The organism is uncultured Bradyrhizobium sp. (genome assembly GCF_947648125.1).
Taxonomy (GTDB): Bacteria; Pseudomonadota; Alphaproteobacteria; order Rhizobiales; family Xanthobacteraceae; genus Bradyrhizobium.
Genome location: NZ_CANSMR010000011.1, coordinates 1 through 15,870, shown reverse-complemented (window position 1 = coordinate 15,870; position 15,870 = coordinate 1). Strand labels below are relative to the sequence as shown.

At 65.4% G+C, this 15,870-nt stretch carries 16 protein-coding genes; 10 read left to right on the top strand and 6 right to left on the bottom strand.

Features of this window, described 5'->3' with window-relative positions; all coding sequences use genetic code 11:
* Window positions 1-18: 18 nt before the first annotated feature.
* From Q0030_RS20160 to Q0030_RS20150, 3 genes are all read right to left on the bottom strand, one after another.
* Window positions 19-1,017 (bottom strand): N-acetylmuramoyl-L-alanine amidase, encoded by a 999-nt coding sequence (locus tag Q0030_RS20160; protein ID WP_298370812.1) that lies wholly within the window; start codon window positions 1,015-1,017, stop codon window positions 19-21.
* A gap of 167 nt (window positions 1,018-1,184) precedes the next feature.
* Window positions 1,185-2,747: an alkaline phosphatase D family protein gene (locus Q0030_RS20155; protein ID WP_298370810.1), complete on the bottom strand. Its 1,563-nt coding sequence runs from the start codon at window positions 2,745-2,747 to the stop codon at window positions 1,185-1,187.
* 216 nt (window positions 2,748-2,963) lie between these two features.
* On the bottom strand, window positions 2,964-4,307 hold the full coding sequence (locus Q0030_RS20150; RefSeq protein ID WP_298370808.1) for a TAXI family TRAP transporter solute-binding subunit: 1,344 nt from the start codon (window positions 4,305-4,307) through the stop codon (window positions 2,964-2,966).
* Between the two features lie 271 nt (window positions 4,308-4,578).
* On the opposite strand from Q0030_RS20150, the gene Q0030_RS20145 reads away from it, so the two are divergent.
* Together Q0030_RS20145 and Q0030_RS20140 are read left to right on the top strand one after the other, a co-directional pair.
* Window positions 4,579-4,884, top strand: coding sequence for a 4a-hydroxytetrahydrobiopterin dehydratase (locus tag Q0030_RS20145; RefSeq protein ID WP_229185893.1), 306 nt, complete (start codon window positions 4,579-4,581; stop codon window positions 4,882-4,884).
* A gap of 95 nt (window positions 4,885-4,979) precedes the next feature.
* The gene (locus Q0030_RS20140; RefSeq protein ID WP_298370804.1) at window positions 4,980-5,360 is read left to right on the top strand and encodes a YkvA family protein; all 381 of its coding nucleotides are present in this window, start codon (window positions 4,980-4,982) and stop codon (window positions 5,358-5,360) included.
* Between the two features lie 97 nt (window positions 5,361-5,457).
* On the opposite strand, the gene Q0030_RS20135 is transcribed toward Q0030_RS20140, so the two are convergent.
* Entirely contained in the window at window positions 5,458-6,438 is a 981-nt protein-coding gene (locus Q0030_RS20135) for an NADPH:quinone oxidoreductase family protein (protein WP_298370802.1), read from the bottom strand.
* A gap of 105 nt (window positions 6,439-6,543) precedes the next feature.
* Here Q0030_RS20135 and Q0030_RS20130 point away from each other — a divergent pair, with 105 nt between their 5' ends.
* The 6 genes from Q0030_RS20130 to argG all read left to right on the top strand — a co-directional run bounded on the left by Q0030_RS20130 (window position 6,544) and on the right by argG (window position 12,530).
* A complete protein-coding gene (locus Q0030_RS20130) occupies window positions 6,544-7,383 on the top strand; it encodes an SDR family oxidoreductase (protein WP_298370801.1) in 840 nt (279 codons plus the stop codon).
* A gap of 186 nt (window positions 7,384-7,569) precedes the next feature.
* Complete coding sequence (locus Q0030_RS20125; RefSeq protein WP_298370799.1) at window positions 7,570-8,169, top strand: invasion associated locus B family protein; 600 nt, start codon at window positions 7,570-7,572, stop codon at window positions 8,167-8,169.
* 74 nt (window positions 8,170-8,243) lie between these two features.
* Complete coding sequence (rlmN, locus tag Q0030_RS20120) at window positions 8,244-9,458, top strand: 23S rRNA (adenine(2503)-C(2))-methyltransferase RlmN (protein ID WP_298370797.1); 1,215 nt, start codon at window positions 8,244-8,246, stop codon at window positions 9,456-9,458.
* A gap of 153 nt (window positions 9,459-9,611) precedes the next feature.
* The gene (locus tag Q0030_RS20115; protein ID WP_298370796.1) at window positions 9,612-10,097 is read left to right on the top strand and encodes a hypothetical protein; all 486 of its coding nucleotides are present in this window, start codon (window positions 9,612-9,614) and stop codon (window positions 10,095-10,097) included.
* 234 nt (window positions 10,098-10,331) lie between these two features.
* Window positions 10,332-11,114, top strand: a complete 783-nt coding sequence (locus tag Q0030_RS20110; RefSeq protein WP_298370794.1) for a phosphatase PAP2 family protein — start codon at window positions 10,332-10,334, stop codon at window positions 11,112-11,114.
* Window positions 11,115-11,192: 78 nt separating this feature from the next.
* Window positions 11,193-12,530 carry an argininosuccinate synthase gene (gene argG, locus Q0030_RS20105; protein WP_298370792.1) on the top strand — a complete coding sequence of 446 codons (1,338 nt, stop codon included), beginning with the start codon at window positions 11,193-11,195 and terminating at the stop codon, window positions 12,528-12,530.
* A gap of 165 nt (window positions 12,531-12,695) precedes the next feature.
* On the opposite strand, the gene Q0030_RS20100 is transcribed toward argG, so the two are convergent.
* On the bottom strand, window positions 12,696-13,283 hold the full coding sequence (locus tag Q0030_RS20100; RefSeq protein WP_298370790.1) for a TetR/AcrR family transcriptional regulator: 588 nt from the start codon (window positions 13,281-13,283) through the stop codon (window positions 12,696-12,698).
* A gap of 176 nt (window positions 13,284-13,459) precedes the next feature.
* Here Q0030_RS20100 and Q0030_RS20095 point away from each other — a divergent pair, with 176 nt between their 5' ends.
* Complete coding sequence (locus Q0030_RS20095) at window positions 13,460-13,825, top strand: polyketide cyclase (protein ID WP_097676969.1); 366 nt, start codon at window positions 13,460-13,462, stop codon at window positions 13,823-13,825.
* 243 nt (window positions 13,826-14,068) lie between these two features.
* Here the strand turns inward: Q0030_RS20095 and Q0030_RS40590 are convergent, their stop codons facing one another.
* Window positions 14,069-15,214 (bottom strand): OmpA family protein, encoded by a 1,146-nt coding sequence (locus Q0030_RS40590; protein WP_363323470.1) that lies wholly within the window; start codon window positions 15,212-15,214, stop codon window positions 14,069-14,071.
* 404 nt (window positions 15,215-15,618) lie between these two features.
* On the opposite strand from Q0030_RS40590, the gene Q0030_RS40585 reads away from it, so the two are divergent.
* A partial coding sequence (locus tag Q0030_RS40585) for a hypothetical protein (protein WP_363323469.1) occupies window positions 15,619-15,870 on the top strand: 252 nt, incomplete at its 3' end.

The following is a 15,870-nucleotide window of genomic DNA, read 5'->3' as shown; positions in this document are numbered from 1 at the left end:
GTGCTGATCGCCGGGCCGTCAGAGCGGACCGAGGAGGGCCCATCGCGGCTCGCAGAATTCCTTGACGGCAGACACGATGCTGCTGCCGATCGCGTTGCGGCGCTCAGGCGAGTCCATCTTGAGTTCTTCGTCCCGGTTGATGATCGAGCCTGCCTCCAGCAGGACGGCGGGCATCGCGGTCTTTCGCAGCACGATGAGCTTATCGTAGCTGTAGACGCCGGTGTCCTTGTTCAGCAGGGGATGCTGGTCGCGGCCCATGATGGGCTGGCTGTATTGCTCGGCATATTGCAGCCCCTCGGCCTTCATTTCCCTGGCGACCAGCTCGGCAAACACGAGGCTGGTCTTGAAGTCCGGATTGCTGCGGGAGACGAACACCGAGTAACCGCTGAAGCGATCGCTGAAATGGCGTTTCTTGCCCTCGAATTCCCAGTCCTCGAGCATCTTGTTGGGCACCGAGTCATGGTGAATCGACAGCAGGAGATCCGCGTGCAGATTGTTGGCGGCGGCGACCCGCCTGAAGAGGCTGGGTCTCGCTTTGCCTTCGGTCAGCAGCAGCCTGGTTTCGACAAAGCCTTCGGCCTTCAACTTCTCCTCGATCAGCCGCGCAAGGCGCAGGTTGAAGGCGAACTCGGCGACGTTGCGCGCGCTGATCGCGCCTTCCGATTCAGCAGTATGTCCGACGTCGAGCACGATTCGCAATGTCGAGGGATCGCATTTCCCCGCGGCCGGCTTGGCAACGGAAGGCGGCAGGGCGACCGGCCCAAGGGCGGCAAGCCGCGTGGCGCGTTGCTTTGATGGCGCGTGGTGCCGTGCCAATTTGGCCGGCTTTGCCGATTTCGCACGCTTTGGCGCTTTGGGATGCTTCGATGAGCCCTTGAAGAAATCAGGCAGCCAGCCGGCATCACTGACTTCGATCGGCAGCAGCGCGAACATAGCGATCGCGACGACAAGCAAGCGGTGCGGCCGAAGCCCCACGACGATGCCACCGAGCACGCGAATCAATTCGCAGCGCCTCATGCTCCGCCCCTCCGGGCCCCCAGCATAACGGCTCTGATATCGGTACCGGAAGAAGCCGGTGACGTCTATCCCCCGTCAATCGTGCCGCCCTTGCCTTGTTCGCCCTTGCCTTGGGGGCAAGGGCGTTCAGCACGGCGAGTTAGGGTTCCGTCGCGGCTGCGACCGGATTACACCGGCTTCGGATCGAGCGTGATCGCCCACAGCTCGGCGTCGACGCGGTCGCGCAGGCTCACCGTCATCTGCCCGCTCTTGCCGTCGATCTTGACGTGGCCGAAGAACTGCATGCCGGCCGACGGCGGCAGGTTCTGGTTGGCTTCGCCCGGCGCCTTGACGAACTTCACCTCGGGGCCAAACGTGTTGTCGAGCTCGTTCGGACCGAACGTGCCGGCGTGCAGCGGGCCGGAGACGAATTCCCAGAACGGATCGAACTCCTGGAACTGGGCCTTGTTCGGGTTGTAGTAATGCGCAGCCGCGTAGTGCACGTCGGCGGTCAGCCACACCGTGTTGGCGATGCCCGCGGTCTTGATGAAGCGCAGGATGTCGGCGATCTCGAGCTCGCGGCCGCGCGCCGGGCCGTCGCCCTGCGCGAACGCTTCCGAGCCCTTCTTGTTGGCGGCATCGTCATAGACGATCAGCGACAACGGCATGTCGGAGGCGATCACCTTCCAGGTGGCGCGCGAGTTGAGCAGCGCGCGCTTCAGCCACGCCATCTGATCCGGACCGATGAAATAGGCGTCGGGGCCGTAGGTCTCCTGCAGATTCGGACCATTGGGGCCGCGATAGCTGCGCTCGTCGAGCATGAACACGTCGAGATGCGGGCCGTAGCTCAGCGTGCGATAGACCCGGCCCGGCTCGACGATGCTCTCGCGCATCGGATACATCTCGTGGAAGGCTTTTGCCGCGCGCGCGGCCAGCACGTTGATGTCGCGCTCCTTGTAGACCGCCGGCAGCTGCTTCGACAGCGACCAGTTGTTGGTCACCTCGTGGTCGTCCCACTGCACGAAGATCGGCACCTCGGCATTGAAGGCGCGCAAATTCGTGTCGAGGAAATTGTATTTGTGCGCGGCGCGGTATTCGTCGAGCGTCTCGGCGACCTTGGCCTTCTCCGGGATCGTGATGTTCTTCCAGATCTTGCCGTCGGGCTGCTTCTGCTCGGCGGTGATGATGCCGTCGGCATAGATGGTGTCGCCGGAATGCAGGAAGAAGTCCGGGGCGTGCTTCTTCATCGCTGCGAAAGTGATCATCCCACCGTCGTCGGGATTGATGCCCCAGCCCTGGCCGGCCACGTCGCCGCCCCACACGAAGGAGACGTCGCGGCGGTCGCTCGGCGCGGTGCGGAAGCGGCCGACCACGGGCTCGCCGACAACGTCGACATGGGCGAGGTCGCGGAAGCGGACGCGATAGAAGATGTCCTGACCGGAGGGCAGGTTCTCCAGCAGCATCTTGGCGGTGAAGTCGCTCTCCGGCAGCGCCGTGATCGGCGGCAGCGCGCGGGCATTCTTGAACGAATCTGTCGTCGCGACCTCGACCATCATCTGCGACGGCCGGTCCGCACGCGCCCACACCACGCCGCCGTCGACGCCGACATCGCCGGACTGCACGCCATGGGTGATCACGGGGCGGTCGGCCGCGCGCGACAGATAAGGCATCGCGATCACGCCCGCGCCGGCCGTAGCAGCCGTCGAGAGAAAGCGTCGGCGGGTCAGATTTCGCGAGAACCGGATCGTCATGGGAAGCCTCCTCAGGTCACAGCGACAATGCGCCGCGGGCGAGCACAGACCTAGAAAAATTCCATGACGGAGAGATTACAGGGGGTACACGGCGTGAGGTGAGCACGTCTGTCGGGCTCCCTCTCCCGCTTGCGGGGGAGGGTGGGGTGGGGGCTCTCTCCACGAGTCGTATCGCGGGGGAGGCGAAGGGAGTTCGTGGATAGAGTGGCGACGCTTCTACGCCGTGCCCGCCGCCCTGAACTGGCTCGCAGTCCGCTGCAAATTCTGCGGCATGCTGAGCAGCAGTGCCTTGCGGTCGGCGACGGCGTTGTGGAACTGCTCGAGCGCGATGTTGAAGGCGGTCAGCGTGCCTTCCTCGATGGCGCCGTGCTCGAAGCAGTCCAGCGTGTGGCGCAGGATGTCGTCGGCTTCCGCCTGCAGCTGGTCGAGTTCGTCGGTCGAATCGCTCTGCCGCGCGGCCTTCAGCATCTCCAGCAGGCGCTCGCGCTGCGAGGTGTTGGTGTTGCGTTCGTCCTGCTTGAGATAGCCGGCGAACCATGCACCGGCCGAGCCCATCGCCGAGAACGCCATCAGGCTCCACCAGATGTAATCGCTGTAGCGATCGAGGAAGGTCTTCTCCTCGCCGTCGACGAAGGCGGCCGCGCCCGGATGCACCGGAATGGTGGCGTCCTTGTCGGTGTCGGGCGTCTCGATCTTGGCGGCGAGCGGGAAATCGTTCTTGAGTGACTGCCGGATCGCGAACAATTGCCGGGTGAATGCCGCGACCGTCGCGTCCGACAGGCCCTTTCGCGCGACGATATGGTGCGAGAAGCTGATCGTCTTCACCTCGTCGTCGGGCCGGTCGGCCGAGCCGAGCGAGCCGGCGGGAATTTCCGCGGCTTCATAGGCCGGATGGTTCTGCGCAATCGCTTCGGACGCGTCGATCGGCAGGAAGGTGGGCTCGCCGCCGTCCTTGGCCGACGCCGTGATCGCATCGATCGTGAGCTTGCTGTTGGCCGGACCGACGGCGAGATAGGCGTCGGCCTTCAGGTTCTTGATGGCCTCGACCGCCTCATTGGCCGGGAACTGCACGATCTCGACCTTCATCGGGTCGACGCCGTATTGCGTCAGGATCAGCTTCAGCAGATTGACGTTGGCCGGCGTGCGGCCGACGACGCCGATCTTGCGGCCGGAGAGCTGTGCGATCTTGGTGATCCGCGCGGACTTGCGAACTTTGCCCTTTGCGGGCGGAACCCACATCACCACGACGTTCTTGCGTAAGGTTGCGACCGCCTGCGCATTCTTCGGCACCTCGAGGTCGCCGCGGATGATGGCGAGGTCGGCCTTGCCGTCGGCCAGCGTTTGCGCGCTGGCGTTGGCGCCGTCGGTCTGCACCGGGCGGAGTTTGACCTGGGTGTGCTGCTGGTTGTTGAAGGCCTGCGCCAGTGCCTGCACGACCCTGAGGTCATCGCTGCTTGCGGGGCCGACCGCAATCCGCAGCGTCACCGGACGAACCGCGAAATAATAACCGGCGATCGTCGCGCCGACGATGGCGAGCGCGCCCGCGATCAAGACGAACATCAGCCGTCGCTTTGCAGAGCGCAGGGGCTTGGGCGATATGCTGGCGGAGCCGTCTGTCATCGATCTCGCAAACAATCGTCGGGGCTCAATCTCGCAAAACTACCAACGCGCACACATCAGGCATTTGTAGCAAATTCCTGAAGCCACAGATGTTACATCTCCGTCATGGTTACCAGCGGCGATAGGACGCTATTTCGGCCTTATTTTCGGCATGGATCCCACCCGGAGGCCGGTTGTTAGGCTAAGGTCAGCGTCAAACGGGAGGGTTGCCATGGTCGAAAGGCTGTCAGCGGAAGCAAGGAAGGCCGCGCTTTGGGAACTGGCCGGCTGGTCGGAGCTGGCCGGACGTGAGGCGATCGCAAAGACCTTCGTGTTCAAGGACTTCAACGAGGCCTTCGGCTTCATGGCGCGCGCCGCTTTGGTCGCGGAGAAGAGCGACCACCACCCCGAATGGAAGAACGTCTACAAGACGGTCGAGGTCGTGCTGGCAACCCATGATGTCGGCGGGGTGACCAAGCGCGACATCGACCTCGCCAAGGCGATGAACGCGATCGCAAGGCAGCTCGGGGTCAACTGACCCGGCTGCGCGCAACCTTGCGCCGGTTGGCCGACATCCCCAGATTCGCATCGTCCGCCGCCGATCCGTCGCGCGGCGCCGAAGGGAACCTGGCGATGCCATCGACCGACACCGGCGTGGGGTTTGGGCCTGCCGACCGGCTGGCGCAGGACCCGGAAAGCGTGCGCCGCCGCTTCTGGATCAAGTTCAAGAAAGTGGTGGCGCGGCTGCCGTTCGCCGAGGATCTGCTCGCAGCCTATTACTGCGCCTTCGACCGGCAGACGCCGCGCCACGTGCAGGCTGCGCTGCTCGGCGCGATCGCCTATTTCATCCTGCCGTTCGACTTCATCCCGGACATGCTGCCGGTGCTCGGCTTCACCGACGATGCCGCGGTGCTCGCAACCGCGATCCGCCTGGTGGCAAGCCACATCACATCGGAGCACCGCGACGCCGCGCGCGCCGCACTGAAGCGCGGAGTGCCTGACAGCACGGAATAGTAGCCCGGATGAAGCGAAGCGTAATCCGGGTCCTTTCACCAATCGATCGAGCGGTCCCGGATTTCGCTGCGCTCCATCCGGGCTACGCGATCTCAGCTCAGCTTCCCGGATGCAGGATCACCTTGCCCATCGCCTTGCGGCCGGCGAGCACCTTCAGGGCTTCTGATGTCTGCGACAGCGGGAAGGTGCGGTCGACATGCGAGGAGATCTTGCCTTCCGCGGTCCACTGCACGAGCTTCTCGAGGTTCTTGCGGTTCTTCTCCGGGTTCAGCCGCGCCCACGCGCCCCAGAACACGCCGCGGATGTCGCAGCCCTTGAGCAGCGCGAGGTTGAGCGGAATCTTCGGAATGTCGCCGGCGGCAAAGCCGATCACCAGGAAGCGGCCTTCCCATGCGGTCGAGCGCAATGCGGCCTCGGCATAGGAGCCGCCGACCGGATCGAACACAATGTCGGCGCCCTTGCCGTTCGTCAGCTTGCGCAGGCCCTCTTTCAGATCTTCCTTGGCGTAGTTCAGCGTCAGCTCGGCGCCGTGCTGCTTGGCGAATGCGAGCTTCTCGTCCGACGATGCGCAGGCAATCACCTTCAGGCCCATCAACTTGCCGAGTTCGCACGCGGCAAGGCCGGTGCCGCCGGCGGCGCCCAGCACCGCGAGCGTTTCGCCCGGCTTCGGGCTCGCGCGATCTTCCAGCGCATGCAGCGCGGTGCCGTAGATGATGATGATGCCGGCGGCGCGGTCGTAATCGAGATTGTCGGGAATCTTCACGATCGTATTCGCGGGCAGCGCGATCTTGTCGCGCGCGCCGTTGTGACCGCATGACGCAACGACGCGGTCGCCGACCTTCAGGTCAGTGACGCCGGCGCCGACGCTCTCGATCACGCCCGCGACTTCGGCGGCCGGCGAGAACGGGAACGGCGGCTTGATCTGGTACTTGCCCTGGATCATCAGGATGTCGAAGAAGTTCAGCGCCGCCGCCTTGATCGCGATCACGGCTTCGCCCGGACCCGCCACCGGATCGGGCACGTCAGCCAGCACGAGATCGTCGGGTTGACAGTATTGCGAGCAGAGGATGGCTTTCATGGACACACCTGAGTTTCGGACGCAGAAAGAGCTGCAAGATCTTGGACTACAAGCTTCATGCCGGATTTGCGGCGGAGCGACAATACAGTGCGGAGGGATCAAACTATGTTTGAAAAAGGCCTGCTAGCGAAAAAGCGCATCCTGATCACCGGCGGTGGCTCCGGTCTTGGCGCGGCGATGGGCGCCCGTTTTGCCGAACTCGGTGCCGAGCTGATCATCTGCGGGCGGCGCGAGGGGCTGCTGGAGGAGACCGCAGCAAAATTCCGCAGCGAGCTCGGCGCCAAGGTGTCGACCGCGCGCTGCGATATCCGCGATGGCGCGGCGGTCGAGGCGATGATGGATCAGGTCTGGCAGGACGCGCCGATCGACGTCCTCGTCAACAATGCTGCCGCAACCTTTATTGCGCAGAGCGAACATTTGTCATTCCGTGCGGCGGACGCGATCCTCGCGCCGACGCTGCATGGCACGATGTACTGCACGCTCGCCGCCGGCCGCCGCTGGATCGAAGGCAAGCACAAGGGCGTGGTGCTCTCGATCCTCTCGACCTCGACCATCACCGGCCGTGCCTTCACGGTGCCGTCCTCGATGGCCAAGACCGCGGTGCTGGCGATGACCAAGAGCTTGGCCGTCGAGTGGGGCCCGAAGGGCATTCGCACCGTGGCGATCGCGCCCGGCGCGTTCCCGACGCCAGGTGCGACCGGACAATTGCGCCCCGAAGCGCGCGGCGAGACCTGGTCGCATCGCAACCCGCTCGGCCGCGCCGGCGAGCATTCGGAGCTCGCCAATCTCGCGACCTTCCTGATCTCGGATCAGGGCGGCTACATCAATGGCGAGATGGTGGTGCAGGACGGCGGCGCGCATTTGCGCAGTTCCGGTGCCGAGGACCTGCTGCAATGGACCGATGCACAGTGGGAGAACCAGCGTGCAGCGCGCGCCAAGGGTTGATCAAGCGCTGATACGCAACAACACGCATTGAGCGTGAATTGAGAATCAATCAACGCGCGCGGGGCTGTCGCCGGCGCGCGCGTCGGACCTAACTGCCTTCCCAAAAAAGCGTTTCCCGGTTATCCATCCGAGCCGGCGGAGGGGAATCGCCGAGCCATCTTCCAGTCACAATGATGGGGGAACCAGTTGGCCGTGCGGCAAATTCTGACATCACTGGCTGTTTGTGTCGTGTGCGGGATCGTCTCCCTCGCGCCGGCGCAGGCTGCACCCAAGAAGGATACGGCGAAGGAAGCGGCCAAGCCGGCGCCTTCGGCCGCCGCGGCTGCGGCCGGCGGTGCCGAGCCGACGCTGATCGGCCAATTCGGGACCTGGGGCGCCTACACAGCGTCACCCAACGGCAAGAAGGTGTGCTTTGCGCTCGCCAAGCCGTCGTCGTCGAAGACCAACCCGCCGAACCGGCCGCGTGACCCGGCCTATGCCTTCATCTCGACCCGCCCGGCCGAGAAGGTCGTCAACGAAGTCTCGATCATGATCGGCTACACCGTGAAGCCGGGCTCGGAATCGACGCTCCAGGTCGGCGGCGGGACCTATGCGATGTACACCCAGGGCGACGGCCTCTGGATCAAGAATGCGGCCGAGGAGGAGCGGATGGTGGAAGCCATGCGCAAATCGGCCGATCTGACGGTAAAAGCCGTCTCGGCGAAGGGCACCGAGACGATCGACAGCTTCTCGCTGAAGGGCCTGGCGCAGGCGCTCGACCGGCTTGGGCAGGACTGCCGGCGTTAAGACCGGCTTGGAGACACAAAATCAAGGTATTTGGTGGCTTTCCAGCACCGGCTGGAAGGCCTATTTGAGGTTTCATGACCGACACCGTGACCACGACAGCCGTGTCCGGCGCCAGCGCGCTGGTCGAAAAGGTTCCGCTCGAGACCTATGTGCCGCCGGCCAAGCCGTCGCTGATCGGGTTGTCTCGCGCCGAGATCGCCGATCGCCTGGGCGAGATCGGGGTGCAGGCCGCGCAGCGCAAGATGCGCACCCAGCAGCTCTGGAACTGGATGTATTTCCGCGGCGCCAAGAGCTTTGCCGAGATGACCAACGTCTCGAAGGACATGCGCGCCGAGCTCGAGAAGCATTTTACCGTCGACCGTCCCGAGGTCGTCGCCGAGCAGATCTCCAATGACGGCACGCGCAAATGGCTGCTGCGGCTGCCGAGCGGCGACAAGGTCGAGCGGCCGCACGAGGTCGAGTGCGTCTACATCCCCGAGACCGATCGCGGCACGCTGTGCGTTTCCTCGCAGGTCGGCTGCACGCTGAACTGCTCGTTCTGCCACACAGGCACGCAGCGGCTGGTGCGCAACCTCACCGCCGGCGAGATCGTCGGCCAGGTGATGGTGGCGCGCGACCGGCTGAACGACTGGGCCGACCGCGAGGACGGCACCCGGCGCGTTACCAACATCGTGATGATGGGGATGGGCGAGCCGCTCTACAATTTCGACGCGGTGCGCGATGCGCTGTTGATCGTCGGCGACAATGAAGGCATCGGCATTTCCCGCCGGCGCATCACGTTGTCGACCTCGGGCGTGGTGCCGAACATCCAGCGCACCGGCGACGAGATCGGCGTGATGCTCGCGATCTCGCTGCATGCGGTGCGCGACGAGCTGCGCAACGAGCTGGTGCCGCTGAATCGCAAATACCCGATCAAGGAATTGCTGCAGGCCTGCCGCGACTATCCCGGCGCCTCGAACGCGCGGCGCATCACCTTCGAATATGTGATGCTCAAGGGCGTCAACGATTCACTCGACGACGCCAAGCTGCTGGTGAAACTGCTCAAGGGCATTCCAGCCAAGATCAACCTGATCCCATTCAATCCATGGCCGGGCACCGCCTACGAATGCTCGGACTGGGAGCAGATCGAAAAATTCTCCGAATACATCTTCAACGCCGGCTATTCCTCGCCGGTGCGCACGCCGCGCGGTCGCGACATCCTCGCCGCCTGCGGTCAGCTCAAGTCGGAGACCGAAAAGCTCTCCGCCCGCGAGCGCCAGGCGCTGCGCGCGATGGCGATGACGGATTGATGGTGCCCACAATTGTGGTCATGGCCGGGCTTGTCCCGGCCATCCACGTCTTACTTCTGCTGCGACGAGAGAAGACGTGGATGCCCGGGACAAGCCCGGGCATGACGAGGAGAGACGAGTGCTAAGCTTGTTTTCCGATGATGGAATGATCTCATGGCCCTGATCGGCCGCCTGTTCGTCGTCGCCTTCGGCTTCCTGATGGCTTGCTTCGTGGCAGGCGTGATCGTGGTCGTTGCGGTGCTGTATCCCGAGATCAGCGATTTTGGCGGGCAGATCGACCAGAGTGCTGTTAACGTCGTGCTCGGCTTCGGCTTTATCTTCATCTCAGGCTTTGCGCTGCTGCCCGCGCTGATCGTGGTGCTGATCACCGAGGCGTTCTTCATCCGGAGCGTGCTGGCCTACGCGGTCGGCGGCGCGATCGTCGGTGCGGCCTGCTATCTTGGCCTGGTTCCGTTCGATCCCGACATGATGCAATTCCACGGCATCGTGCGCCGGCACATGGAGATCATGACCGGCGCCGGCATCGTCGCGGGCCTGGTCTACTGGCTGATCGCCGGCCGGACCGCCGGCGGCTGGCGCGAGCCGCCGCGCCCCTTGCCGCCGCCCCCGCCATTGCCATCGCAATCGCCGCGGCCGTGATCGGGACTCTCATCCTCCCCTGGAGGGGGAGGATCGGTTCGCATGAAGCGTAAGCGCAATGCGAACCGAGGTGGGGTGATCTCTCAACTCGGGCAGTGTAGACGTGGAGGGACCTTCACCCCACCCCGACTCACATTTCGCTCCGCTCAATGTGAGTCGACCCTCCCCCTCCAGGGGAGGGTAAGGCAGCCGACGCACTTTTCATGCCCCGCCGCCTCGGCTAAACCGCGCGCCATGAACCGGACCGGACTTGTCATTGCGCTGGCGCTCGCGCTCATCATCGGCCTTGTGTTCGGGATCTATCCCGAGCTCGACCTGAAGCTCGCGGCCTTGTTCTACGATGCCGCGGAAAACACCTTCCCCGTGAAGCTCGACGCGGTGGCACAGTTCGCGCGCGATGCAGCGATGTGGATCGCTTGGGCGCTGGTGCTGCCCGCCATCGTGACCATCGTCTGGAAATTCATCCGGCCGGATCGGCCGATGCTGATGTCCGGGCGCGCCGCGGTGTTCCTGCTGACCACGATGCTGCTCTCGGCCGGCGTGCTCACCAACCTCACCTTCAAGAACTATTGGGGCCGGCCGCGGCCGGTGTTCGTGACGCAGTTCGGCGGCGATTTGCAATTCATGCCGTGGTGGGACCCGCGCGGCGGCTGTCCCCGCAACTGCTCTTTCTTCTCCGGCGAGGGCGCCACGGCGTTCTGGACCTATGCGCCGGCGGCGCTGACGCCGCCCGCCTGGCGGCCGCTGGCCTTTGCCGGGGCGACCGTGTTCGGCATCGTCACCAGCGGGCTTCGCATGGCCTTTGGCGGGCACTTTTTCACCGATGTGGCGATCGCCGGCCTGGTGTCGTTCTTCACCGTCTGGCTGTTCTATGCGCTGATCTACCGTTGGGCCTCGACCCGGCTGACCGACGCCCAGGTCGACGCGGCACTGACGCGGCTGGCAATGCCCGGCTACCGGCTGATGCAGCGCTGGCGCCGGGGCGACCGAGTGGAGCCGAGCCAGCCGGAAGCCTGATTAAAGGCGTGCCCAGGCTCCGGAAATTTGATATTCGCCCAGCGTAATCATCCCGATTTCGACCGATTGGACCGTCCCATGAGTACGATTCTGAAAAGCCTGCCCACCGGCGAGAAAGTCGGCATCGCGTTCTCGGGCGGGCTCGACACGTCAGCGGCGCTGCTCTGGATGAAGCTGAAGGGCGCCAAGGTCTTTGCCTATACCGCCAATCTCGGCCAGCCCGACGAGGCCGACTACGACGCGATCCCGCGCAAGGCGATGGATTTCGGCGCCGAGAAGGCCCGCCTGGTCGATTGCCGCACCCAGCTGGTGCATGAGGGCATCGCCGCGATCCAGTCCGGCGCGTTCCACATCTCGACCGGCGGCATCACCTATTTCAACACCACCCCGCTCGGCCGCGCGGTGACCGGCACGATGCTGGTCGCGGCGATGAAGGAGGACGGCGTCAACATCTGGGGCGACGGCTCGACCTTCAAGGGCAACGACATCGAGCGCTTCTACCGCTACGGCCTGCTGACCAACCCGAGCCTGCGCATCTATAAGCCCTGGCTCGATCAGCAGTTCATCGACGAGCTCGGCGGCCGCGCGGAAATGTCGGCGTTCATGACCGCGCAGGGCTTCGCCTACAAGATGAGCGCGGAGAAGGCCTATTCGACCGACAGCAATCTGCTCGGCGCGACGCATGAGGCCAAGGATCTCGAGAGCCTTGCGAGCGGCATCACCATCGTCAATCCGATCATGGGCGTGCCGTTCTGGCGCGCCGATTGCGACGTCGAGCCTGAGAAGGTCGTGGTGCGCTTCGAGGAAGGCCAGCCGGTCGCGCTGAACGGCAAGACGTTCGCCGATCCGGTTGCGCTGTTCCTGGAAGCCAATGCGATCGGCGGCCGCCATGGTCTCGGCATGAGCGACCAGATCGAGAACCGCATCATCGAGGCCAAGAGCCGCGGCATCTACGAGGCGCCGGGCATGGCGCTGCTGCACATCGCCTACGAGCGTCTCGTCACCGGCATCCACAACGAGGATACGATCGAGCAGTACCGCATCAGCGGCATGCGGCTCGGCCGTCTGCTCTATCAGGGCCGCTGGTTCGACTCGCAGGCCTTGATGCTGCGCGAGACCGCGCAGCGCTGGGTGGCGCGCGTCGTCACCGGCGAGGTGACGCTCGAGCTGCGCCGCGGCAACGACTATTCGATATCGAATACCGAGAGCCCGAACCTGACCTATGCGCCAGAACGGCTCAGCATGGAGAAGGTCGAGGACGCCGCCTTCACGCCGGCCGACCGCATCGGCCAGCTGACGATGCGCAACCTCGACATATCAGACACCCGCGCCAAGCTCGGCCTCTACAACAAAACCGGTCTGCTCTCGAGCGGCGAAGGCTCGCAGATTTTTCAGCTCGAGAACGACAAGGATTGAGGCGACGCTCTCTCACCTCGTCGTCCCGGGCAAGCGAAGCGCGACCCGGGACCTATAACCACCGGCCGTGGTGACGAAGCACGCTGGGGCCACAGCGTGCTTCAACGACTGCCCCCTGTGGTTATGGGTCCCTGCTTTCGCAGGGACGACGGGAGAAATGTTCGCCTACTTCACCCTGAGCGCATCCAGCAGCGATCGAAACGCGCGCGCGTAATCCGTGCCGGTCTTGCCGATGTCGGGCCCCGCGGAGACCGCGACCGCCGCTTCCGTCACCGCGCCGAGCAACAGCCGCGCCAGCGGCTCGATCGGCTGCTTCGCGATCACGCCGGCGTCCATCGCGGCCGTCAGCGCGCGCGGAAACTTGCCGCCGAAATGTTTCGCGTCGATTTCGCGCCAGCGTTCCCAGCCGAGCACGGCCGGGCCGTCGCGTAAAATGATCTGGCCGGTCGGGCCTTTCGAACACGCCGCGAAATAGCCCTGCGTTCCCGCCGCCATCGCCGCGAGCGGATCGTTCTCGGCGCGCGAGATGCGGTCGAGATCGGCGACGAGGTCCATCGAGACCTGCTCGAACACCGCCTCGAATACGGCCTCCTTGGTTGCGAAGTGATGATAGACCGCGCCCTTCGCGACGCGTGCGCCACTGGCGATGTCGTCCATCGTCGCCGCCGCAAAGCCGCGCTCGCCAAAAATGCGCCGCGCCGCCTTGACGATGGCGGCTCTGGTCTTCTCGCGCCGTTCGGCCTGGGTTGCCATGGTTCGCTATTGTTTGAGCATGATCTCAGCGCAAACGCTTCCCGTTTGTCGCGGGAAAACCGCTTCACACTTTTCCGGATCATGCTGTCTAGCCCAGGTTCCGGATCGGCGCCAGTTGACTTACCGACTATCAGTCGATAAATACCGACCATCAGTCGGTAAATGGAGATTGCCCGATGCCTTCGCTCAAGACGCTGCAAGCCTTCGCCGATACGGTCGAATCCAACGACCATGTCGGCGCGATCAGAAACTTCTATACCGCCGATGCCCGCACCCAGGAGAACGACGGCGAATGGCGCGTCGGCCGCGAGGCGCTGGCGGCGCGCGAGGCGGCGGTGCTGGCCGCGGTCTCCGGCGTGAAGACCACGCGGCTCGGACCGCTGCTGCTCGACGGCGATCATTCGGCGATCTGCTGGCGCTTCGAATTCACTGGCAAGGACGGCAAGGTCCGCAGCATGGAGGAGGTCGCCTGGCAGACCTGGCGCGGCGAAGAGCTGGTCGAGGAGCGCTTCTTCTACGATCCGCAGCAGATGGCGCGCTGAAATCTCCGGCAGCACCGCATTGACGGTGCGCTCCCTCTGCGCCACGCAGCTCAAACCTCCCCTTGAAAAGGGGAGGTCGCTTTGCTCGTTAGAGCAAAGCGGGTGGGGACCCGCTCTCTCGCCAGATACAGCGTCGCCTGCGGCCGACCCCTATCCCGACCTTCCCCCTTTCAGGGGGAAGGAGAAGAAACAAAAATGGCCGGGATCGCTCCCGGCCATTTCGTATTGTGATGTCGCGCCGGCTCAGCGCGGTGGCGCTGCGGAGGCGGTGCCGCCGTTGAGCAGCGGGGTGATGCGGCGGACGGTGACGCGCCGGTTGATGCGGCTCGGTCCGTCGGTCTGCTCCTTCAGGTATTGCGAGCCGTAACCCTGCGAGGTCAGGTTTTCCGCCGGCACGCCGAACTGCTGCGTCAGCAGCTCAGCGGCGGATTGCGCACGGCGGTCGGACAGCGACAGATTGTCGGTGTCGTTGCCGGTCGCATCCGTGTGGCCTTCGATCAGGAACACCTCGCGCGGATTGCGCTGGATAGCCCGGTTGAGGCCGTCGGCGATCGCCTGCAGCTTCGCCGCCTGATCCGGCGGAATCTGCCAGGAGCCGGAGTCGAAGTTGATGCTGTTGACGTCGATCGACGGCATCAGCATGCGGACGTTCGGGCTATAGCGGATCTCGTCGAGCGTATAGCGTCGCGCGATCCGGTCCACCGGCGGTGCCTCCATGGTGTCGTAGATCACGTCCGGCGCCGCGCTGTCGGACTCGACGATGTAGCGATCATAGGGGATGCGGACCACCGGCGGAGGCAGGTCGACATAGAAGCCGCCGACCGCGCCCGGATCGCGATAGCTGTTGTCGATGATGACGAGCTCGCGACCACCCGGATCCCTGCGGATCCGGCGCAGCATCTGGCCGTCAGGACCGACCACCGTGATGATCTCGCTGCCGTCGGGACGAACCACGACGGTGCGGGTCTCGCCGCCGATCGTCTCGGTGCGGATGTCGCGCGCGCCATAGCGGAAGCGATAGACGTCGTCGCCACGCACATAGGCCTGACCGCCCGGATCGCGGATGATGATGCGGTCCGGCTCGGTGTAGATGGTGCGGCCGTCTTCGACGACCTCCTGCCGCTGGTTGTGCAGGTCGGCGATGGTCCCGCCGATGATCGCACCGGCCACCACGCCGACGCCGACGGCGGCACCGATCGCGAGCGGCGACACGTTGTCACGTCGCGGAGGCGGCGGAAGCGGCGCCGTGACCGTTGGCGCGGCCCGGAACGCGGACGAGACCGTCGGCGGGGCGTATTGCGCCTTGTCGGGCGGGGGCGTTGCGGCCGCCGAGCCGGGGACGACACCCGGTGCCGAGGGGCCGGCCGGACGTGCCGCTGGCGCGCCCATGGCCGCTCCTTGGGCCGGCGGCACCACGGGCGCAGCACCAGCAGCCGGCGGAGTGACCGGGCGTCCCGGCTGACCCGGAGCCGGTGTCGCGCCGGGGGCGCCCATTGCGGCGCCTGGGGTCGCCGGCGTTACGGGTGTGGCAGGACGTCCCTGTTGACCCGGCGCCGGTGGTGTCGGCGTCGCGCCGGACGGCGCGGCGGCGGGTGGGGTGCCGGGCGTGCCAGGCTTTGCGGGCGGCTGTCCGCCTGCTGCGGGAGGCGTTGTCGTTGTCGATGGCGTAGGCGTTGCCGGCGACGTCGCGCCGGGCGGCGTCACCGCGGGCGGTGTACCCGGCGGTTGCTTGGCGCCGCCAGGACGTTCGCCACCCGGACGATCACCAGGCCGGCGCTCGGCCGGCGCCGGTGTTGCAGCTCCAGGAGCCGCCGGTGCGGCTGGCGTCGGCGTCGCAGCCGGCGTGCCTGGGCGTGCAGCCGGAGCGGCAGCCGGTGCTGTGGGAGTGGCCGCCGGTGCTGGGGTCGGCGGCGTGTGCGCGGGTCCTGCGCCGGGCGGTGGCGTGCCCGGCCGCTGCGGTGCTGCAGCAGGCGGCGGTGGGGTCGGCGTGGGATGTGCGGGCGCTGCCGCCGGCGGTGGCGGGGTCGGCTTCGCGGGTGCAGCCG